Here is a 19,685-nt window from a genome sequence, read left to right on the forward strand (position 1 = left end):
TGAAAGGCTGGCGTCATGGTTGAGAACGGAGCGCGGCGGGGAACCGCCCTGGTCACTGGTGGAAGTCGCGGCATCGGCGCGGCGGCGGCGATCGCGCTGGCGGTCGATGGCTGGGATGTCGGAGTCAGTTACCGCACTCGGTCGGAAGCGGCCGAGCAGGTTGTCGCGGCTTGCGAGAAGGTCGGGCGGCGGGCGTACGCCGTACAGGCTGATGTGGCTGAGCCTGAGGAGATCGAGCGACTGTTCGACGCGGTGACCGGCGAGCTCGGGGCGATCGGTGCCGTGGTCAACAATGCGGGTGTCGTCTCGCCGAGTGGCCGGGTGGCCGACTACGACCTGGCGCGGTTGGAGCGGGTTTTCCGGATCAACACGATCGGGGCGTTCCTGGTCGCGAGTGCCGCGGTACGCCGGATGTCGACGGCGAATGGCGGGGCTGGGGGAGTCATCGTCAACGTGTCGTCGCGGGGCGCCGTGCTGGGCTCGGCGGGTGAGTATGTCGACTACGCGAGCAGCAAGGCCGCGGTGGACACGATGACGATCGGGTTGGCGAACGAGGTCGCGAAGGAAGGTATTCGCGTGCTCGGGGTCAGGCCGGGACTGATCGAGACCGAGATCCACGAGGAGGGGCGGCTCGAGCGGATCGGCACGACCCCGCCGCTCGGTCGCCCGGGCAAGGCGGAAGAGGTGGCTGAGCTGATCGCCTTCCTTGCCTCGGATCGCTCGTCCTACATGACCGGCTCGATGGTCGACGTGGCCGGCGGGCGCTAGAAGCGGATGGGACTGCGACCGGTCGATCTGGCGCGACGCGCCGGCATCTCGACGCAACTGGTCCGCAACTACGAATCGGTCGGCATTCTGCCCGAGGTGCCGCGGAGCGAGTCGGGCTATCGCCAGTACGACGAAGTGCATCTGCAGGCGATGCTCACGTATCGCGCGCTGGCCCCCGGGTTCGGAAATGGGACAGCGACCGCGATCATGCAAGCGGTGCACGACGGTCACCAGGCGTTGGCGTTTCGGCTGCTCGATGCCAGTCATGCCGCGTTGCACGAGCAGCGGCTCGCGACTGACGTGGCGAGCGAGGCGCTGGGGGAGGCGGCCGAGGAGTTCCTCGACGGGGTGCCGGTGATCAGTGGGCCGCCCTTGCTGGTGGGGGAGTTGGCGGCTCAGCTCGGCGTACGGACGTCGACCCTGCGGGTGTGGGAGTCGGCGGAGTTGCTCATGCCGGTGCGGGAGGCGGGGACGAAGTACCGGCGGTATGGGCCGCTGCAGGTGCGGGATGCGCGGATCATTGCGATGCTGCGGCGTGGGCGGTACGGGTTCGACCAGATCCGCCCGGTGCTGGAGGGGCTCCGCCAGACTGGAAGCACCGAGGCGCTACGCGCTGCCGTGGCCGAGCGACGAGCAGCCCACGATCGTCGGACCAGGGCGATGATTCACGGCGCTGCCATGCTCCACGACTACCTGGGCAGCGCGGGGCAGGTTTAGGTCGGAATAGCTAGCTGGGTGGGGCGGTTGCGGCCTCGGACGGTGACCTTGTCGCCGGCCTTCCAGTGGGCGGCTTCGACGGGGGCGGCCTCGTGGACGGCTGTCATCGAGGCGAGCAGGCGGCCGGGAACGGCTTTGGCGAGCTCGGTCAGCCGGGCGGCCTCGTTCACCGGGTCGCCGATGACGGTGTACTCGTGGCGGCGCACGTCGCCGACCGTGCCCGCGACGACCGTACCGGCGGTGATCCCGATCCCAGCTGTTGCCTCAGGCAACTCTTCTGCCAGTCGCCTGGCCAACGCCCGGCCCGCCTGGAGAGCGCTCCCTGCCGGATCTGGCAGCTCGGCCGGCGCGCCGAAGACGGCCAGCACCGCGTCGCCCGCGAACTTGTTCACAAAACCGCCCTGACGATCCACCTCGTCGACGACGAGCTCGAAGAACCTGTTGAGCAGCTGCACCACCTCGGTCGGCGGCCGGACGGCGGCGAGCTCGGTCGAGCCGACCAGATCGACGAAGAGCACCGCGACGAACCGCTCCTCACCACCGAGCGCATCGCTGGCCAATGCCTCCCGTACGACCTCAGGCCCGACGTATCGCCCGAAGAGATCGCGAATCCGCTCCCGCTCGCGCAACCCGGCGGCCATCCGGTTGAAGCCCGCTTGAAGCGAGCCGAGCTCGGTGCCGTCGAAGACCGGGATCCGGACGTTCAGCTCCCCGTCACCGATCACCGCGAGCGCATTGCGCACCGAGCGAACCGGCGCGACCACCGACCGGGCAGAGAGCGCTGTCAGCAGCCAGCCACAGACGAGCACAACGGTGCCGAGGGCAAGGATGATCACCGACAGCCTGGTCGACGAGACATCCTTCTCGACCAGGGCCAGCGCCGCCGTCAGCATCAGCCCGACTACGGGCACCCCGGATCCGACCGCCCAGAAGAAAATCGTCCGCGCCTTCAACCCGGCCGCGAGCAGCCGCCGCGGTGGCGCTTGCTCAGCGAGCGCTCTCGCGGCGACCGGCCGGAGCGCGAACTCGGTCAGCAGGTAGGACGCGGCGCAGGTGACGATGCCGCCGTCGAACATCGTGACCATGATCCGGAGCACGTTGTCCGGCTGGAAGATCAGCGCGAGCAGGCTGAACAGCACCGTCCCGAGGAGCCAGAGGAACACTTCGATCGTGGTCAGCCGCAATGGCAGCTGCAGCGTGGTGATCTGCTCTTTTCGGGTCGCCGGCCGGTCCTCCAGCACCCAGGAGGTCGCGCGAAGGGCGTACCGGGTGCTCCAGATCGCGCCGACCAGCAGCGCCAGCAGGAAGTACGCCGGGAAGACGATCGCCCGGACCAGTTGCAGCTCGTGGTTGGGCGGTGGGCCGGGCAGGACGAACACGCTGAGCAGGAAGACGACCGACGAGCCGATGATGTTGGTGCCTAGCGAGAAGACGGTCAGCAGCAACTGGCCGCGGATTCGCAGCTGCCGCGGGCTCTGGCCGGCTGGGCCGAGCAGCCAGGATCCGTACGGCTTGCGCTGCAGAGCTAGCTCCGGCCGGCGCTGCGACATGCTGTCCCCAGTCTGCTGGTGCTGCCCGTCTGAACCGGTTTTGGCACGTTGCTGCCCGTGGCGCTGATCGGCCGCGTCATCGAGCCATTGCGTGGGTAATGTCCTCCGAACGACATTCTGCCTCGGGAGCCCCTGTGAGCCACGATCGCCACTCCTACGCCGAACCGGCGTTGGTGCGCACCACCCATCTCGCGCTGGAACTCGACCTGGACTTCACCGCCAAGGTGCTGTCCGGCACGGCCACGCACACGCTCGCCTGGAGTGGCCCGGGCGACCGGTTGGTCCTCGATACCCGGGATCTGACGATCCTGGCCGTGGAGGGTGCGGTCGAGACGGTGGAGGGCGACTGGGAGCCGCTGGAGTACAGCTTGTCGGTCCCCGACAACGAGCTGGGCTCTGCGCTGACGATCCGGACCGGGCAGCACGAGCGGGTGCGGGTGAGCTACCGGACCGCTCCGACGGCCACCGGGCTGCAGTGGCTGGAGCCGTCGATGACTGCCGGCGGCATGATGCCGTTCATGTTCAGCCAGTCCCAGGCGATCCACGCCCGGAGCTGGGTTCCTGTGCAGGACAGCCCGAGCGTGCGATTCAGCTACTCGGCGCACGTCACGGCTCCGCCCGAGCTGATGGTGCTGATGAGCGCCGACAACGGCACCGAGTCGCGCCGTACCGGGTCGTACGACGTAGTGATGCCCGAGCCGATCCCGTCGTACCTGCTGGCCATCGCGGCCGGCGACCTGGTGTTCGAGCCGATCGGGACGCGCGCGGGGGTCTGGGCCGAGCCCGAGATGGCCAAGCGGGCGGCGACCGAGTTCTCCGACACCGAAGAGATGATGCGCGTCACCGAGGCGCTCTTCGGACCGTACCGGTGGGGCCGCTACGACATCCTCGTCCTGCCGCCGTCCTTCCCGTACGGCGGGATGGAGAACCCGCGGATGACGTTCGCCACCCCGACCGTGGTGATCGGCGACAAGTCCCTGGTCAGCGTGGTCGCGCACGAGTTAGCGCACAGCTGGTCGGGCAACCTCGTCACCCAAGAGAGCTGGGACGACATCTGGCTGAACGAGGGCTTCACGGAGTACGTCGAGAACCGGGTCGTGGAGGCCGTCTACGGCACCGAGCTGGCGGTGATGGAGACCGCGATCAAGCAGCACGCGACGGTCGTGAAGCTGGATCCGCTCTCCGCGGCGGAGCAGGCGGTGGAACTGCCGGGGCTCAACCACCGGTCGCAGTACCACGGCACGACCGGGTTGGGGCCGCTCAAGGGCCGCTGGTTCCTGGCCTGGCTGGAGGGGCGGTTCACGCGGGAGGTCTTCGATCCCTTCCTGCGCGGGTACTTCGACCGGTTCGCGTTCCAGAGCATCAACTCGGAGGACTTCGCCGGGCATCTGCGCGAGCACCTGCTGGACCAGCGCCCGGGGGTGGTGACGGCTGCGGAGGTGGCCGCGTGGCTGGACGAGCCAGGCATCCCGGCCTTTGCCGAGAGAGCGGTCTCTGCGCGTTTCGAGGTGGTCGACGGGGCCCGCGACCGCTGGCTCTCGACCGGTCAGGTGCCCGAAGGTGCCAAGCATTGGACTACGCAGGAGTGGTTGCGCTTTCTGGACGCTGCTCCCGACGTGCTGACGGCCGAGCAGTTGCAGCAACTGGACCGGGAGTACGCGCTCACCGGTACTGCGAACGGGGAGATCGCGCGCCGGTGGTACTCGATCGTTGCCGCGAGCACCTACAGCCCGGCGTACGACGAACTGGCCAGCTTCCTGACCCGCGTGGGACGGATGAAGCTGGTGCTGCCCGTCTACAAGGCACTCGTGAGGACGGAGAGCGGCCGGGAGTTCGCGAGCCAGGTATTCGCGACCGCGCGCCCCGGCTACCACCCGATCACCATCTCCGCGGTGCTCAAGATCCTCAGGCGCTGACCGCTTGGCTGGGTGCCACTCACCCGAGCCTGCCCCTATGAGCCGTTCTCCGTGCGGCCTACTGTCGCTGTAGAGGTCGTCGACGACGGAGGCAGTCATGGGGATTTACACCGAGCGGGTACTGCCCCGCCTGATCAACGTTGCCTGCGGCGCCAAGTCGGCGCGGCCGAAGCGTGCCCAGGTCTGCGCCGATCTGGTCGGCGAGGTGGTCGAGATAGGCTTCGGGACCGGGCACAACGTTCCGTTCTACCCCGCGGCGGTCACACGCGTCAGGGCTGTCGAGCCCGCGGATCTGGCGTGGCAGCTCGCGGCCGAACGAGTGGCGCAGAGCGACGTGCCGGTGGAGCGATCAGGCCTCGACGGGCAGGCGCTGCCTTTCCCCGACGACACCTTCGACTCTGCCCTGTCGACCTGGACGATGTGCACGATCCCCGATCTCGAAGCCGCGTTGCTGGAGCTACGACGCGTGCTACGGCCGGGTGGCACACTGCATTTCCTGGAGCACGGGCACGCACCCGACGAGTCGGTGGTGCGTTGGCAGCGCAGGCTGGAGCCGATGAACAAGCGAATGCTCGGCGGCTGTCATCTCACCAGGAAGGTCGGTGACGCTGTGCGGGATGCCGGATTCGAGATTGTCGAGCTCGACCAGTTCTACGAGCCGGGGGCGCCGAAGCCGATGGGGGCGCTCAGCCTCGGAATCGCCACCTCGGCTTGAGGCCGTCGGCGTCGGACGCCGGCCAGGCAGCCTGCGGCTGGAGGGTTGGTCAGCGAGATCGGTCAGGGCGGTGATCGTGATGTTCAGGCTCGCAACGTAGCCAAGCCGCTTCCCTGCGGGCCACCGACTTCCGGAGCTGTGGATGCGGGCTCGTGGTCGGCCTGGCGGGTAGGGTGCTGCCGAACCATGGCAAGCCAGGAGGGGAGTTCGGGGTGGATCAGCGGTACGGGGGAGATCAGGCGCGGACGATCGGGGGTGATCACCTCGCGCTCAGGGACCAGGTTCTGGCTGAGTTGCGGCGGCGGATCGTCGACGGTGACTACGCGCAGGGTGAGCGGCTGACCGAGAACCGGCTGGCGGACGACTTCGGGGTGTCGCGCAATCCGGTGCGTGAGGCGTTGCGGGTGGTCGAGGCCGAGGGGTTCGTCGAGATCCTCCCGCGGCGTGGTGCGGTGGTGGCGACGCTTGACGAGACGGCGATCAAGGATCTGTTCGCAGTACGGGAGCAGTTGGAGACTCTTGCTGCGGGGCTCGCGGCTGAGCGGGCGAGCGCGGAAGACGTCGCGCGGTTGCGGAAGCTGCTGGATGACGCGAGTGCCGCGACCGAGGCCGAGGATTTCGATCAGGTGGCCGAGCTGAACAGCGCACTCCACGTCGCGGTCATCGAGATCAGTGGCAACCGGTGGTTGGCGTCGCTGTCGACAGCGATGTATCACCACGTCCACTGGGTCTTCCGCCTCGGCGCCGCACAGCGGGCGCCGCACTCGTGGAAAGAGCACATCCGGGTGGTGGACGCCATCGCCGCCGGCGACCGCGAGGCCGCCACGACAGCAGCCCGCGACCACGTAGAGGCCGCCGCAAACGCCGCACTAGCCGGCCCGCCGACTCGCTAGGTGTACGAGCCCACCACTGGTGGGCTTGTCACTTAGCGGCCGGTGGCGTAGCCCTGCATTCCTCGGGGGTTGGCGGCCGCGGCCAGGACACCGTCTGGAGTGCGGGAGACGGCGCAGAGCCGGCCCAGGCTCCAGGGGTCTGTTTCGACGACCTGGTGGCCTTTGCTGATCAACGTGTCCCGGACGGTCGAGCCCAGACGGCTCTCCATCGTCAGGTTGCCTGGGTCGGTAGCACGGGGATAGAAGGATGACGGGAACGCGGTGGTGTGCCAAGCAGGCGCATCGATCGCCTCCTGCAGGTCCTGCCCGCCCGCAAGGTGTCGCAGGAGGAACAGCAGCTGCCACTGGTCTTGCTGGTCGCCACCAGGTGATCCACAAGCGAGTACGGGCGCGCCATCTCGTAGTACGAGCGTCGGCGTGAGCGTGGTCCGCGGCCGCAGGCCGGGCGCGAGAGATGACGCGAGTCCCTCCTCCAGCCAGAACATCTGCAACCGGCTGCCCAGGCAGAAGCCGAGCTCGGGGATCGTCGGCGACGACTGCAGCCATCCGCCGCTCGGAGTCGCCGAGATGACGTTGCCCCACTGATCGATCACGTCGACATGACACGTGTCGCCGCGCGTGACGCCATCCGACGACACGGTCGGTTCCCCGGTGCTCGCATCGCCCACGACCCCCGACACGACCGCCGGTAGCCGCGGCGTACGCCCGTCAGGACCCCCCGGCCGCAGCTCGTACGACGCCGTCGCGCCGACCAGCGCAGCCCGCTCAGCGGCGTACCCCGGTGAGAGCAGCGTCTTGAGCGGTACGTCGGCGCCATCGCCGTACCAAGCCTCCCGATCCGCATAGGACAGCTTGGTGATCTCCGTGATCGTGTGAACGCCGTCAGCACTGGTCAGATCGAGCCCCGACGGATCACCCAACTCGGCCAGGACCGCCAGCGACTGCAGCAGCGCCGGCCCCTGACCCCACGGACCGGTCTTGGCGACCGTATGCCCGTGCCAGTCGAAGGTGGCCGCCTCTTCCCAGCTCGCCTCGTACGACGCCACGTCGTCACCGGTGATCAACCCGGCATGGTCGGCACCGCTCGAATCGCGATGCGGCAACCGCGAGAACCTGTCGATCGTCTCCGCGACGAACCCTTCGCGCCACGCCCGGCGAGCGCCCTCGATCTGAGCCACGCGATCCGCACCGGCCTCTTCGGCGGCGACCAGCAACCGCTCGAGCGTGTCTGCGTACGCCGGATTGCGGAACAACTCGTTGGTCTTCGGAGCCTTCCCGCCCTGCAACCACAGCTCGGCAGAGGTCGGCCAGTGCTCTGTGAACAGCTCCCGGACGGTGTTGACCGTGTCGCCGACCCGGCCGATCACAGGGTGCCCGTTGCGCGCGTACCCGATCGCCGGCTCCAGCACTGTCCGGAGTGGCAGCGTCCCGTGGTCCCGCAGCAACAGCAACCAGGCATCAACAGCCCCCGGTACTGCGGCCGCCAGCGGCCCCGAGCCCGGTATGAGCGACAGCCCGAGTCCCTGGAAGTGCTCGATCGTCGCGCCCGCCGGAGCCGCCCCCTGCCCGCATAGCACCCGTGGCGTCGGGTCGGCCGCCGTAGCGATGATCGCCGGCACCTCACCCCCAGGACCGTTCAGGTGTGGCTCCACGACGTGGAGCACGAACCCAGCGGCCGCTGCGGCGTCGAAGGCGTTGCCACCGAGCTCCAGTAGCCGCATGGCCGACTGTGACGCCAGCCAATGGGTGGACGAGACCATCCCGAACGTGCCGCGCAGAGTGGGCCGGGTGGTGAAGGTCATCGAGCAACTCCTCGTGCTGTGGTGTCTGCTTGATCGCGTACGTCGGGTCCACTGCCATCGTCCTGCACCAGGTGGCAAGCGACCTGGTGCCCACCTTCGCCGATCACCCTGGACTCCGGTACGACGCTCCTGCACTTGTCGATAGCTACTGGGCACCTGGTGTGGAACCGGCAACCCGGTGGCGGGTCTATAGCTGACGGTAGGTCGTCCCCGAGCAGTACCGGACGCCGCACTCGCTGCCTGGACGGATCCGGCACCGGCGCCGCCGACAACAACGCCTGCGTGTAGGGATGAGCCGGTACGCCGAAGATGCGCTCTCGCGGGCCTTGCTCGACCAGTTGACCGAGATACATGACAGCAACCTCATCGGCCAGGTACTCAACGGCCGACAGGTCATGCGTGATGAACAGGCAGGCGAACCCGAGGTCGCGCTGCAGATCGGCCAAGAGGTTGAGTACAGACGCCTGCACGGACACGTCGAGCGCGCTGGTCGGCTCATCAGCCACCAACAGCCGGGGCGACGAGATCAACGCCCGGGCGATACTCACGCGTTGCCGCTGGCCGCCAGACAGCTCGTGCGGCGATCGCTGGGCGACCTCGGGCCGGAGCCCGACTCGACGAAGCGCGTCGGCCACTGTCGAGGGGATGTTCCGCTGCTCGGCAGGGAGCGCTCCCCGTTGGCGCATGAGGCGAAGTGGTTCGCCGACGATGTCGCCGACCGACAGCCGTGGGTCGAGTGAGCCCGCTGGGTCCTGGAAGACGATCGACACGTCCCGGCGATGCGGGCGCAGCTGGCGACGGTTGAGGTGGGTGATGTCGGCATCGGCGAGCCGGACCGTGCCCTCGGTCGGTTCCAGCAAGCGGACGATACAGCGACCGACTGTGGACTTCCCGGAACCGCTCTCTCCGACCAGAGCGACCACCGAACCTTTCGGGATCCGCAGAGAGACGCCGTCGACGGCACGGACCGGCCCGAAGTGCATGACGAGGTTCTCGAGCTCCAGCGCGTATTCGGTCATCTGCCCTCCGGGTTCCAGCAGGCCACGCCTGCGGTCAGCACGGGTTGCTGCGTAGTACAGATGTCCATCGCTCGGGGACAGCGGTCGGCGAAGGTACAGGCGTCGGGTTGCTCGGCCAGGACCGGTACGAGGCCGGGGATCTCGTTGAGCCGGTCGGTCCCCGCATGGCGGCCTGCCGATGGCGAAGCGCCCAGGAGCCCTGCTGTGTAAGGGTGTTGAGGCTTCGCGAACAGCTCGTGTACTTCGGCGGTCTCGACCACCCGTCCGGCGTACATGACTGCTACTCGGTCGGCGAGGTCAGCGACGACCCCGAGGTCGTGGGTGATCAGCACGACGCTCGTGCCGAGCCGTTCGCGTAGTGCCCGCAGTACGTCGAGGATGCCGGCCTGGATCGTCACGTCGAGCGCGGTGGTCGGTTCGTCCGCGATGAGCACCTTGGGGTCGCAGGCGACGGCCATGGCGATCATCACGCGTTGACGCATCCCGCCGGACAACTGATGCGGATAGTCGTCGACCCGGCGCTCGGCCGACGAGATGCCGACCAGTTTGAGCAGCTCGACCGCCCGGCTTCGCGCTGCCTTCCGGGACAGGCCGATATGGATGCGGAGCACTTCGCTGATCTGGTAGCCAACCGTGAAGACCGGGTTCAGCGAGGTCATCGGCTCCTGGAAGATGTACGCGACTTCGCGGCCGCGGATCGAGCGAAGGGTCCGCTTGTCCGCGCCGATGAGCTCCACGCCGTCCAGCCGGACCGAGCCGTCGACCGTCGCGGAACGGGGGAGCAGACCGGCCAGGCTCATCGCGGTCACGCTCTTGCCGCAGCCGGACTCGCCGACGATGGCCAGCACTTCGCCGTCGGCGACCTGCAGGTTGACCCGATCGACCGCCGACAGCGGGCCGTCCTCGGTGCGGAAGGTGACGGAGAGGTCCTTGACCTCGAGAACTGATCCGGTCATCGGCGGCTCGCCTTCGGATCGAGTGCGTCACGCAGGCTGTCGCCGACGATGTTGAACGCGAGCGTCAGCAGCATGATCGCGAGGCCGGGCATCACCGCGGCCCAGGGGGCGCGGGTTGCGAACTGCTGAGCGTCGGACAGCATCGTGCCCAAACTCGGCGCCGGCGGCTGGATGCCGAGCCCCAGGAACGAGAGCACGGCCTCGCCGAGGATGGCCGCCGGGATCGCGACCGTTGCCTGGACGATGATCACCGAGGCGGCGTTCGGCAGGATGTGCCGGCCGAGCACCCAGACGTCGCCCGCGCCGTCGACGATCGCCGCAGCGACGAAGTCGAGAGACTTCAGCCGCAGCGTCTCCGAGCGGACGATCCGGATCACGCCGGGGATCTGCGCGATCCCGATCGCGATCGCCGCGTTGCCTAGACTCGCACCGCGGATCGCGGCCAGGCCGACCGCGAGGATCAGGAACGGGAACGCCAGGACGAGATCCGTGAACCGCGAGATCAGGGCGTCGACCGCGCGGAAGTACCCGGCCATCAGCCCGAGCGGTACACCGATCACGAGCGAGGTCGCGACGGCGAGCAGCCCGACGTGCAGCGAGGCGCGCAGGCCGAACATGATCCGGGACAGCACGTCCCGGCCGAGGTCGTCGGTGCCGAGCAGATGGCCCGCCGTACCGGGAGGTGCGAAGGCGCGATCCAGGTGAGTCAGCGTCGGTTCCTGGGGTGACAGCCAGGGCGCGAAGGCGGCAGCGATGACGGCGATGGCGAGGACGACGAGACCCGCGATCGCGAGCGGGTTGCGGAGCATCCGCCGGATCACTTTGCGGCGACGGGAGGTGGTTGGCGCAGCGGTGGCGAGGTCAGCGACGGCCATCACGCCTCACCTCGTACCCGGATGCGCGGGTCGATCACGGAGTACAGGAGATCGACGAGCAGGTTGATGACGATGTACGCCGTCGCGGTGACCAGTACGACCGCTTGGATCACCGGGTAGTCACGCTGGAAGACGGCGTCGACGGTGAGCTTGCCGAAGCCCGGCAGTGCGAAGATCCGCTCGGTCACGACGGCGCCGGAGATGAGAGCGCCGAGCTGCAGGCCGACGATCGTGACCACCACGATCAGGCTGTTGCGCAGCGCGTGCCGGCCGATCACCGCTCGCGGCGGCAGTCCCTTCGCCTCGGCCGTGCGGATGTAGTCGGCGGACAGCGCGTCCAGCATCGAGGAACGGGTCTGGCGCATGATCACGGCGGCCAGGCCGGTACCTAGGATGAACGCCGGGAGAACCAGGTGATGCAGGTTGGCGATCGGATCGCTGAAGAACGGAACGAAACCCGACGCCGGGAACAGGCCGAGAGCGACCGAGAGATACAGGATCGCCATCAGCCCGAGCCAGAAATTGGGCACCGACAAACCCAGCAGGGCAAGGGCGTTGGCGGCCCACTCTGCTGGACGACCCCGCTGTACGGCGGCCACGACTCCGGCGCCGACGCCGAGCAGTGCGGCGATCGCGATCGCCAGTGCGGAGAGCTCGATGGTCACGGGGAGAGCGCTGGAGAGCAGGGAGACGACGCTCTCTCCCGTCCTGATCGAGCGACCGAGATCGCCCCGAGCGGCATGACTGACGAACTGCCAGAACTGGACGAGCAGAGAGTCGTCCAGACCGTACTGCTCCCGGATCGCGCGCAACGACTCCGGATCGCGATCCTCCCCGGCCAGCGCGAGGGCCGGATCGCCGGGCAGCGCCCGGACCCCGAGGAACACCACGATCGTTGCCAGCAGCAACGTGACGAGCGACTGCCAGAGCCGGCCGAGCAGATAGCGCTTCACACCGGCTCCCGTGACCCTGCGGCACTGGAGCCGTGCGGGCGGGGGCTCACTTGGCGTAGCCGGCGAACGCGGTCCTGATCACGCCGTCGGGGTAGGTCTGGACGCCGAGGACCTTCTTCGTGACGCCGGTCAGGTTGCGCTGCCGGTACAGGTAGATCAGCGGGTCGTCCTGCTGCAGCTTCGTGACCACCTGGCCGTAGAGCTGCACGCGCTGCGCCTGGTCCTTCGACTGCCGCGCGTCGGTCAGCAGCTTGTCGACCTCCGGACTGTTGTACCCGGCAACGTTCTGGCTGCCGCTGGTACCGACGAAGTTGTAGATGTTCGCGTCCGGATCAACCCGCCCGGACCAGCCCAGCTGGAGCAGCTCGAAGTCACCACGGTCCTGCTGGTCCAGCAGGGATGCGTACTCGACCGGCTTGATCACCAGCTCGAACCCACCCTCCTTCACCATCGCCTGCAACGCCTGGGCAAGCCGAAGGCTGTCGGGGTTGTTCGAGGTGATCATCGAGACCTTGTACGGCGTACTGACGCCCGCCTGCGCGAGCAACTCCTTCGCCTTCGCCGGATCGTGGGCCGGGCACTTCTGCGCCGCATCGGAGGTGAACTCGCTCTTCGGCGAGATCGGCGAACAGGCCACGACGCTCAGCCCGTTGAAGAGCGACTTGACCAGCGCCTCGCGGTCGATCGACGCCTCCAGCGCCTGCCGGACCCGTGGGTCCTTGGCGACGGGGGTGTCGAGCTGCTTGAGCGGGTTGCCGATCCCGTTCGCGTTGCCGATGTTGACAGTCAGCCCCTGGTAGCCGAGCGACTGCGACTGCAGCACGCTCAGGCTGGCGTCCTTCTGCAGCGTCGGCGCGTCCTGCGCAGACAGTGAGTCGGCGACCTGCGCGTCACCCGAGCGGAGGTTGGCCGAGCGGATGCTGGAGTCGGTGATGATCCGGTACTCGATCGCGTCCAGGTGCACCTTCGCGGCGTCGTAGTACAGGGGGTCCTTGACCACCTTGATCGAGTTCTGCGCGACGCGGCTGGCGAACTTGAACGGGCCGGCGCAGACCGGAGCGGTGGAGAAGTCGGCGCCGAGCTTGTCGACGGCGGCCGGGCTGAGCACCATGCCGGCCCGGTCGGCGAGGGCGGCGGTGAGTGGCGCGAACGGCTTGGACAACTTGATCACCACGGTCTTCGCGTCCGGGGTGTCGATCGAGCTGATCGGACCGAGTTCGCTCTTGCGGCCGGATCCGGCCAGCGTCAGACCGCGGTTGATGGACAGCTTCACTGCGGCGGAGTCGAGCGTGGTGCCGTCGGCGAACTTCACGCCTTCCCGCAACGGGATGGTCAGGCTCAGACCGTCGGGGGCGATGGTCGGCAGCGCGGTCGCGAGCTGCGGCACGAGCTTGGCGTCCGGGCCGAGGTCGTACAGCTTCTCGCACATGGTGTGGAAGACGTACCGCGAGTAGAGGCTGCGCGACAGCGTCGGGTCGAGCTTGTCCGGGTCGGCCGACAGCGCGACGGTCAGCGTGCCACCGTTCTTCACGGCCGCCGGATCCGCCGCGTCGCCGAAGACGTCCTGTCCCGTGCTGCCCGTCTGACTGCTCTGGTCGCCAGCGGGCTCCACCGGCGAACACGCCGCGCCGATGATCGCGAGCGCGACCACCCCGGCCACGGCTGCGGAGCGTGACACCAGCCGGCGTGGTTCTGATTTCTGCTGGCTTGGAAAGGGCGGGAGCCAACTGGAGCGGTTCAGTTGCAGCGGAGTTCGACGGGGCATTTCGTCCTCCCGGTAGGAGCGGTTCCGTCGACTGTTTCATGTATACAAGGCACCTGCGCAAGTGATTCGGCGAGTTTGCCGAAACCTTTTACCCCGCATCACAGCCCCCAGGTGAGCGGGCAACTGACCGTGCCCGCCGGGACGTGGAGTTACCAGCGCCCCTCGGGCCCCCGCCCAGCTCGGTCTGGGCGGGAGCCGTACTCTGCCCGCGCGGCGGCCCTGTGCACGGCGTGGGCGGGCTCGTGATCAGGTACTGATCTTGAACTTCGGCGACGTCACCTGCTCGGCCAGCTGGCGGTCGGTGAACACCGGTTGGGTCAGCGGCGATAGCCCTGCGCGGTCGCTCTTCTTGGCCTGCGCCAAATACACAACGGTGCCGTCGTCGTGCCGGTAGGCGGCCCACTGGTCGTAGCTGCCGCGCCCAATGGTCGTCACCACGCCGACCTTCTTGCCGTCGACGTCCACGATGGTGCAGCTACCGGTCCCGCCCCAGAACTTCTGCGCCAGCTTGCATGGGTCCGTCGCCGGTTTGCCGTCAGGCGTGGTCGACTGCACCCGCAACTGGCCGACCCTGTCGTCTTTTTGCACCGGGATGGCTGCCGTGTACTCCCAGTAGTCCGGCTCCCCGTCACTGGACGCATACTGCCCCTGCGGCGATCTCATCGGGCGACCGTCCGGGTACTTCAGGTTCGGCGTGCTGAACCCTGGCGGCACTGACGAGCTCAGGTCCTGCATCAGGGTCACGGCCCGGACGGCGCGTGGACCCGCGGTCGCCGTGCGGTCGACCTGGCCCTCAGGCCACGGGTCGCCAGTCTTGCGCGTTGTCGGTACCACGGTGGAGACCGGCTGCGGCGTCGGCACTGGCTTTGTCGTGCTGGTGCCGCTGGCCACCATCTGGCCGGCCGACCCGTTGCCGGTAAGGTTCGCGACCAGTGCTGGACCGGCCCCGACGCCAACCACCAGCGTCACGACGGCGGCCCCGGCCCACGCCCCCCTGCGCCGCTTGCGCACCCGGCGGCCCTGGTCGAGAGCACGCGCAGGATCCATCGACGACGGTGGACTGCTGCGCACGATCACGTCATGCAACGCCACTTTGAGATCCTCTTCGTTCATCGAACCCTCTCCTCTTCCAGCAGACCGCGCAGCGTCGCCAGCCCGCGCGCGGCCTGGCTCTTGACATTCCCGTTCGAGCAGTCGAGCAGCGTGGCCGTCTGCTCGACGGACTGGTCCTCCCAGTACCGCAGGACCAGCACGGCGCGTTGCCTCGGCGGCACCTTCACGAGTGCCTCCAGCAACACGAGCCGTTCCTCGGCAAAATCGGCCGACGGCGCCGCCCGATCACTCGGCGGGGACCCGACCGCCTCGTGCCGGAACCACCCCCGGCGCCGCTCGGACAGGAACGTACGCACGAGCGTCTGCCTGGTGTAGCTGTCCATTGCCTCGCGCCGCTCGATCCGGCGCCACACCAGGTAGATCTTCGTGAACGTCTGCTGCACCAGGTCTTCCGCCCGATGCCAGTCGCCACAGAGCAGGTATGCCGTGCTGCGCATGGCGCCGGAACGCGCCGTGAAGTACGCCTCGAACGCGGCGTCCCGATCACTCATCTGTTCCCCCATCCTTGATACCGGGTTAGACACGCCTCCGGGGGTCAAGTTGGTTGCATCCACAGTTGGAGCGGGGCGGCGGCCGTTACCAGTTGTCCGGTGGTGCGAGGGCGATGGTGGGGTCGCGGTCGGGTGGGCCGGCGGGGTGCCATTCGTCGTCGACGAGTTGATACGGGTGCCAGCGGCCGCTGTGGTCCAGGCGGGTCTGGCAGCAGACGGAGCCCGAGGTGGTGAGGTGGTTGTGGTCGGAGGTGATCGCGAGGTCGTCGTCGGCGGCCGCGAGCAACTCGGTGCGGGCGCGGGCGAGGTCGCCCGGGTCAGGCGACCATCGGTGCTCCAGGACATCGAGCGCGGCCGCGCCGCCGTACGACCAGGCCCGTACGCCGAGGGCGAGCTCGGCCGGCCGGTTCCACGCGGCCGCGAGTCGTTCGCGGAGTACGGGGTGGTCGGTCGCGAGGCGGACGCTGTCCTGCCACTCGTCGAGGATCCACGGGTCGGTGACGCCGGACAGTAGCGCGTTGAGCTGCGCGCGTGCTCGCCTGGCGGCGTCGAGTACCAGAAGCGGAAGGGTGGTCGGCTCCAGCTCGGGCAGGGGTCGGGTGCCGGCGACCGCGAGGTCCTCGATTGCGATCTTCGGTGGGAGTGGGGGAAGGTCGGGAAGTTGCTTGGCCTCGTGAGTCACCGCGACCGATGCCAGCAGGCCTTCTTCTGCGAGCATTTCGGGCGCCGGCGGCGCGGCGGTCCGGTGTTGCAAATCTTCCAGCAAGGTCTCGCGGGAGCGGCCGCGGAGGAGGAACAGGACGAAGGGGTCTTCGTCGAGGAGCCAGCCGGCTTGGTAGCTGAGGCCGGCGGCGTGCTGGCAGGGGAGCTCCCAGCCGTCGCAGGTGCAGCTCGGATCGAGGTCACCGATGCCCGGCAGCAGCGGTACGCCGGCGTCTTGGGCGGCCTCGACCAGGTCGTGGGGCATCTCGCCGTCGAGCAATGCCGCGATGTGGCCGGCGCGAGCTGCTACCTGGTCGAGGAAACGGGACCACTCGCCCTCGCCGAGTTGATCGATCTCGACCACGGCTTCATAGACCGCTTCGGGCGTGTAAACCGTGGCGGCGAGTCGCCCGGGGCTGATGGTGATCGTGCCGACCTGTCCGGAGTTCGCAGTACGGCGGCCTTTGCGGAGCTGGTCGTTGTCGAGTGACGTGTCTTCGAGCGCCTGCACCCAGGCGCGCCCCCACCACGATTTCCCGCGTGTACTTCGCCCCGCGTGCGCCGGGAAGGCTGGGAATCCGCGGGCCTGCTCGCCGCTCATCGGGCTGCTCGCAGTTCCACCAGATCGGCCAGCTCGGTATCGGTCAACTCGGTCAGTGCAGCCTCCCCGGCCGTCAGTACTGCGTCTGCCAGCGCGCGTTTGCTCTTCAGCATCGCCGCGATCCGGTCCTCGATGGTGCCCTCGGCAATCAATCGGTGCACCTGCACCGGCTTGGTCTGGCCGATCCGGTACGCGCGGTCGGTCGCCTGGTCCTCGACAGCCGGGTTCCACCAGCGGTCGTAGTGCACGACGTGGTCGGCCCGGGTGAGGTTGAGCCCGGTGCCGGCCGCTTTGAGCGACAGCAGGAACACCGGGACCTCGCCGGCCTGGAACCGATCGACCAGCTCCTCACGCTTGCGCACCGGAGTACCGCCGTGGAGCAGTTGGGTGGGGATGCCGCGGTCGGCCAGGTGGCGTTCGAGTAGGCGTGCCATCGCGACGTACTGGGTGAAGACGAGCACCGCGCCGTCCTCGGCGATGATCGTCTCGAGCAGCTCGTCGAGGAGCTCGAGCTTGCCGGAGCGGCCGGCCAGCCGGGCGTCGTCGCCTTCCTTCAGGTAGTGCACCGGGTGGTTGCAGATCTGCTTGAGCCCGGTCAGCAGCTTCACGATCAGGCCGCGCCGGGCCATCTGGTCGCTCGCCGCGACCTCGTCGAGCAGCTCGCGGACGGTCGCTTCGTAGAGCACGACCTGCTCGCGGGTGAGCGAGACGGTCTGGTCGGTCTCCGTCTTGGGCGGCAGCTCGGGCGCGATCCCAGGATCGGATTTGCGCCGTCGGAGCAGGAACGGTTTGACGAGTTTCGCCAGGCGCTCGGCGACGGCTTCGTCCTTGTCCGCTTCGATCGGCTGGGCCCATTGGGTGCGGAAGACGCTGAGCCGGCCGAGCAGTCCGGGAGTCGTCCAGTCGAGGATGGCCCAGAGCTCGGAGAGGTTGTTCTCCACCGGCGTACCGGTCAGGGCGACTCGGGCCAGTGCGGGGACCGTGCGCAGCGCCTTCGCAGTACCGGAGGTGGGGTTCTTGACGTGTTGGGCTTCGTCGGCGACGAGTAGGGCCCAGCGGTGCTCGGCCAGCCGGGCTGCGTCGCGTCGGAGAGTCCCGTACGTCGTGAGCACGAACCCGGTGTCGGCGCCTTCGAGTGAGCGGCCGGAGCCGTGGAACCGCACGACCGGCGTGCCTGGCGCGAATCGCTGGATCTCGCGCTCCCAGTTGCCGAGGAGCGAGGCGGGGCAGACCACGAGCGTCGGGCCGGCGCTACCGGCCGCGAGCTGGCGGTGCAGGTGGAGGGAGATGAGGGTGATCGTCTTGCCGAGGCCCATGTCATCGGCGAGGCAGCCGCCGAGGCCGAGGTCGGTCATCCTTACGAGCCAGCGGAGGCCGCGGAGCTGGTAGTCGCGCAGGGTTGCCTGGAGTGCGGCGGGCGGCTCGATCGGGTCCTGGGAGCGCTCGGGGTCGGCGATCTTGGCGCGCAGCTCGTCCAGCCAGCGGGTCGGGGTGATGGCGACCTGCTGGCCGTTCAGCTCGGTGGTGCCGGTGAGGGCGGCGCTGAGCGCGTCGATCGCGGTGACCGGTTTGAGGACGCGTTCGCGTGCCTTGCGGGCCAGCTCGGGGTCGACGAGCATCCACTGGTCGCGCAGCCGGACGACCGGGCGGGTCGCCTCGGCGAGCCGGTCCAGCTCTGCCTCGGTCAGCGGGTCGTTGCCGAGGGCAACCTGCCAGCTGAAGTCGAGGGTGCCGTCGCCGCCGAAGAAGCTCGGCATGTCGGACGGCGGACCGTCGGCCGAGGTGATCGCGGCGCGGGCCGTCAGCTCGCGCCCGAGACTCCGTGGCCAGTGCAACTCGACGCCGGCCGCGGACAACCGCTGCGCGCCGGTGGCGAGCAGGCCGGCAACCTCTTCGTCTGCCAGCTCGAGCCGATCCGGTACTGCGGAATCGAGCAAGCGCGCCAAAGGCAACCAAACGCGCGCCGCCCGCCGGATCGCGAGTGTGGCGTCGATGCGGGCGCGGGGGCCGAAGCCGCTCACGTCCTCCGCCCAGACGTCGGCGGCATCCCGTACGAGCGTCGGATCCTTCAAGCTGTGCAGCTGGACGACGGCCCGGAACGCGAGAGACTCGGGCATCTCGATCCTGAGCGAGATCCGCACGCCGGTATCGAGCCCGGCCGACACCTCGTCGGCCCATCCGCGCAACCGCGATGCCTGCTGCGGCGCCTTGGCCGCGAACAACCCGGTGCCATGAGCCTTCACCGCCCCTGGCGACCGAGGCATCCCATCAGCAACAGCATCGAGGAACTGCCGAACCAACTCCTCCCCAACAGGCAACCGCAACCCCGCTGCCGCTTGCGCAGGGTGCCCGGAGTTGTCGGGCGGGGTGGTGGTGTGGGGGAGTGGGAGGCATCTGGCCTGGAAGGGGATTGCTTCGGCGAGGTGGAGGATTCGGTCGACGTCGGTGGTGTCGAGGGGGCCGGCTCGCCAGGTGTCGTGGCCGGCGGGGGAGACGCCCGGGAGCAGGCGGCCGCGGGCTACGAGCTGGAGGGCGATCAGCGAGGCGGCTCCCCAGAATGCTGCTGCCGGGTGGGCGCCGGGGGTGGTGCGGATGCGGCCGAGCACCGGTACGGCCCGGTCGATCGACAGCTCGATGACTTTGGTCGCGCGGATGACGAGGGCGTCGCCGTCCTTCGTCACCAGCTCGTGGGTCGACTGCTCACCGACCCCGAGCGGCAGGTCGCCTCCGGAGGGATCCCAGAAGGCGACCTTGCTGTCCCGCGGTGGATCGGCCGGGATGAACACCGCTGCCAGACCGGCCAACGCCCCCGCGTGCACATACCCAGCCAAACTGCTCTCCCCGTCTTG

16 protein-coding genes are annotated in these 19,685 nt (G+C 68.7%); 5 read left to right on the forward strand and 11 right to left on the reverse strand.

Features of this window, described 5'->3' with window-relative positions:
- Nucleotides 1-15: 15 nt before the first annotated feature.
- Nucleotides 16-768, forward strand: a complete 753-nt coding sequence (locus tag G3I17_RS12265; RefSeq protein ID WP_164596116.1) for an SDR family oxidoreductase — start codon at nt 16-18, stop codon at nt 766-768.
- Nucleotides 769-774: 6 nt separating this feature from the next.
- Entirely contained in the window at nt 775-1,485 is a 711-nt protein-coding gene (locus G3I17_RS12270; RefSeq protein ID WP_164596117.1) for a MerR family transcriptional regulator, read from the forward strand.
- On the opposite strand, the gene G3I17_RS12275 is transcribed toward G3I17_RS12270, so the two are convergent.
- Nucleotides 1,482-3,035, reverse strand: coding sequence for an adenylate/guanylate cyclase domain-containing protein (locus tag G3I17_RS12275; RefSeq protein ID WP_164596118.1), 1,554 nt, complete (start codon nt 3,033-3,035; stop codon nt 1,482-1,484). The genes G3I17_RS12270 and G3I17_RS12275 overlap by 4 nt on opposite strands.
- A gap of 134 nt (nt 3,036-3,169) precedes the next feature.
- Between G3I17_RS12275 and G3I17_RS12280 the strand changes: the two genes are divergently transcribed.
- From G3I17_RS12280 to G3I17_RS12290, 3 genes are all read left to right on the forward strand, one after another.
- Nucleotides 3,170-4,951 (forward strand): M1 family metallopeptidase, encoded by a 1,782-nt coding sequence (locus G3I17_RS12280; RefSeq protein WP_164596119.1) that lies wholly within the window; start codon nt 3,170-3,172, stop codon nt 4,949-4,951.
- Between the two features lie 97 nt (nt 4,952-5,048).
- The gene (locus G3I17_RS12285; RefSeq protein WP_164596120.1) at nt 5,049-5,666 is read left to right on the forward strand and encodes a class I SAM-dependent methyltransferase; all 618 of its coding nucleotides are present in this window, start codon (nt 5,049-5,051) and stop codon (nt 5,664-5,666) included.
- 212 nt (nt 5,667-5,878) lie between these two features.
- The gene (locus tag G3I17_RS12290; RefSeq protein ID WP_164596121.1) at nt 5,879-6,559 is read left to right on the forward strand and encodes a GntR family transcriptional regulator; all 681 of its coding nucleotides are present in this window, start codon (nt 5,879-5,881) and stop codon (nt 6,557-6,559) included.
- A gap of 32 nt (nt 6,560-6,591) precedes the next feature.
- Here G3I17_RS12290 and G3I17_RS12295 read toward each other — a convergent pair whose 3' ends face one another.
- The 10 genes from G3I17_RS12295 to G3I17_RS12340 form a co-directional block, all read right to left on the reverse strand.
- Entirely contained in the window at nt 6,592-8,361 is a 1,770-nt protein-coding gene (locus G3I17_RS12295; protein ID WP_164596122.1) for a gamma-glutamyltransferase family protein, read from the reverse strand.
- Nucleotides 8,358-9,380 carry an oligopeptide/dipeptide ABC transporter ATP-binding protein gene (locus tag G3I17_RS12300; protein WP_164596123.1) on the reverse strand — a complete coding sequence of 341 codons (1,023 nt, stop codon included), beginning with the start codon at nt 9,378-9,380 and terminating at the stop codon, nt 8,358-8,360. The genes G3I17_RS12295 and G3I17_RS12300 overlap by 4 nt, the downstream gene beginning before the upstream one ends.
- Nucleotides 9,377-10,336, reverse strand: coding sequence for an ABC transporter ATP-binding protein (locus tag G3I17_RS12305; protein WP_164596124.1), 960 nt, complete (start codon nt 10,334-10,336; stop codon nt 9,377-9,379). The genes G3I17_RS12300 and G3I17_RS12305 overlap by 4 nt, the downstream gene beginning before the upstream one ends.
- Complete coding sequence (locus G3I17_RS12310; protein WP_164596125.1) at nt 10,333-11,211, reverse strand: ABC transporter permease; 879 nt, start codon at nt 11,209-11,211, stop codon at nt 10,333-10,335. Before G3I17_RS12310 ends, G3I17_RS12305 begins: the two co-directional genes overlap by 4 nt.
- Entirely contained in the window at nt 11,211-12,164 is a 954-nt protein-coding gene (locus G3I17_RS12315; protein ID WP_164596126.1) for an ABC transporter permease, read from the reverse strand. The genes G3I17_RS12310 and G3I17_RS12315 overlap by 1 nt, the downstream gene beginning before the upstream one ends.
- Before the next feature lie 46 nt (nt 12,165-12,210).
- Nucleotides 12,211-13,842: an ABC transporter substrate-binding protein gene (locus tag G3I17_RS12320; RefSeq protein ID WP_203590095.1), complete on the reverse strand. Its 1,632-nt coding sequence runs from the start codon at nt 13,840-13,842 to the stop codon at nt 12,211-12,213.
- A gap of 333 nt (nt 13,843-14,175) precedes the next feature.
- Nucleotides 14,176-15,042 carry a hypothetical protein gene (locus G3I17_RS12325; RefSeq protein ID WP_164596127.1) on the reverse strand — a complete coding sequence of 289 codons (867 nt, stop codon included), beginning with the start codon at nt 15,040-15,042 and terminating at the stop codon, nt 14,176-14,178.
- Nucleotides 15,039-15,533: a SigE family RNA polymerase sigma factor gene (locus G3I17_RS12330; RefSeq protein ID WP_164596128.1), complete on the reverse strand. Its 495-nt coding sequence runs from the start codon at nt 15,531-15,533 to the stop codon at nt 15,039-15,041. Before G3I17_RS12330 ends, G3I17_RS12325 begins: the two co-directional genes overlap by 4 nt.
- A gap of 85 nt (nt 15,534-15,618) precedes the next feature.
- Nucleotides 15,619-16,836, reverse strand: a complete 1,218-nt coding sequence (locus tag G3I17_RS12335; RefSeq protein WP_164596129.1) for a hypothetical protein — start codon at nt 16,834-16,836, stop codon at nt 15,619-15,621.
- Nucleotides 16,833-19,667 (reverse strand): DEAD/DEAH box helicase, encoded by a 2,835-nt coding sequence (locus G3I17_RS12340; protein ID WP_164596130.1) that lies wholly within the window; start codon nt 19,665-19,667, stop codon nt 16,833-16,835. The genes G3I17_RS12335 and G3I17_RS12340 overlap by 4 nt, the downstream gene beginning before the upstream one ends.
- Nucleotides 19,668-19,685: the final 18 nt, after the last annotated feature.

The sequence above is a fragment of the Streptomyces sp. SID13031 genome, assembly GCF_010548305.1.
GTDB lineage: Bacteria > Actinomycetota > Actinomycetes > Propionibacteriales > Kribbellaceae > Kribbella.

What these genes read in the sequence shown, in the direction of transcription:
- G3I17_RS12265 (WP_164596116.1), top strand. Translation starts at nt 16, where the DNA reads ATGGTTGAGAACGGAGCGCGGCGGGGAACCGCCCTGGTCACTGGTGGA.
- G3I17_RS12270 (WP_164596117.1), top strand. Translation starts at nt 775, where the DNA reads ATGGGACTGCGACCGGTCGATCTGGCGCGACGCGCCGGCATCTCGACG.
- G3I17_RS12275 (WP_164596118.1), bottom strand. Translation starts at nt 3,035, where the DNA reads ATGTCGCAGCGCCGGCCGGAGCTAGCTCTGCAGCGCAAGCCGTACGGA.
- G3I17_RS12285 (WP_164596120.1), top strand. Translation starts at nt 5,049, where the DNA reads ATGGGGATTTACACCGAGCGGGTACTGCCCCGCCTGATCAACGTTGCC.
- G3I17_RS12295 (WP_164596122.1), bottom strand. Translation starts at nt 8,361, where the DNA reads ATGACCTTCACCACCCGGCCCACTCTGCGCGGCACGTTCGGGATGGTC.
- G3I17_RS12300 (WP_164596123.1), bottom strand. Translation starts at nt 9,380, where the DNA reads ATGACCGAATACGCGCTGGAGCTCGAGAACCTCGTCATGCACTTCGGG.
- G3I17_RS12305 (WP_164596124.1), bottom strand. Translation starts at nt 10,336, where the DNA reads ATGACCGGATCAGTTCTCGAGGTCAAGGACCTCTCCGTCACCTTCCGC.
- G3I17_RS12310 (WP_164596125.1), bottom strand. Translation starts at nt 11,211, where the DNA reads ATGGCCGTCGCTGACCTCGCCACCGCTGCGCCAACCACCTCCCGTCGC.
- G3I17_RS12325 (WP_164596127.1), bottom strand. Translation starts at nt 15,042, where the DNA reads ATGAACGAAGAGGATCTCAAAGTGGCGTTGCATGACGTGATCGTGCGC.
- G3I17_RS12330 (WP_164596128.1), bottom strand. Translation starts at nt 15,533, where the DNA reads ATGAGTGATCGGGACGCCGCGTTCGAGGCGTACTTCACGGCGCGTTCC.
- G3I17_RS12335 (WP_164596129.1), bottom strand. Translation starts at nt 16,836, where the DNA reads ATGAGCGGCGAGCAGGCCCGCGGATTCCCAGCCTTCCCGGCGCACGCG.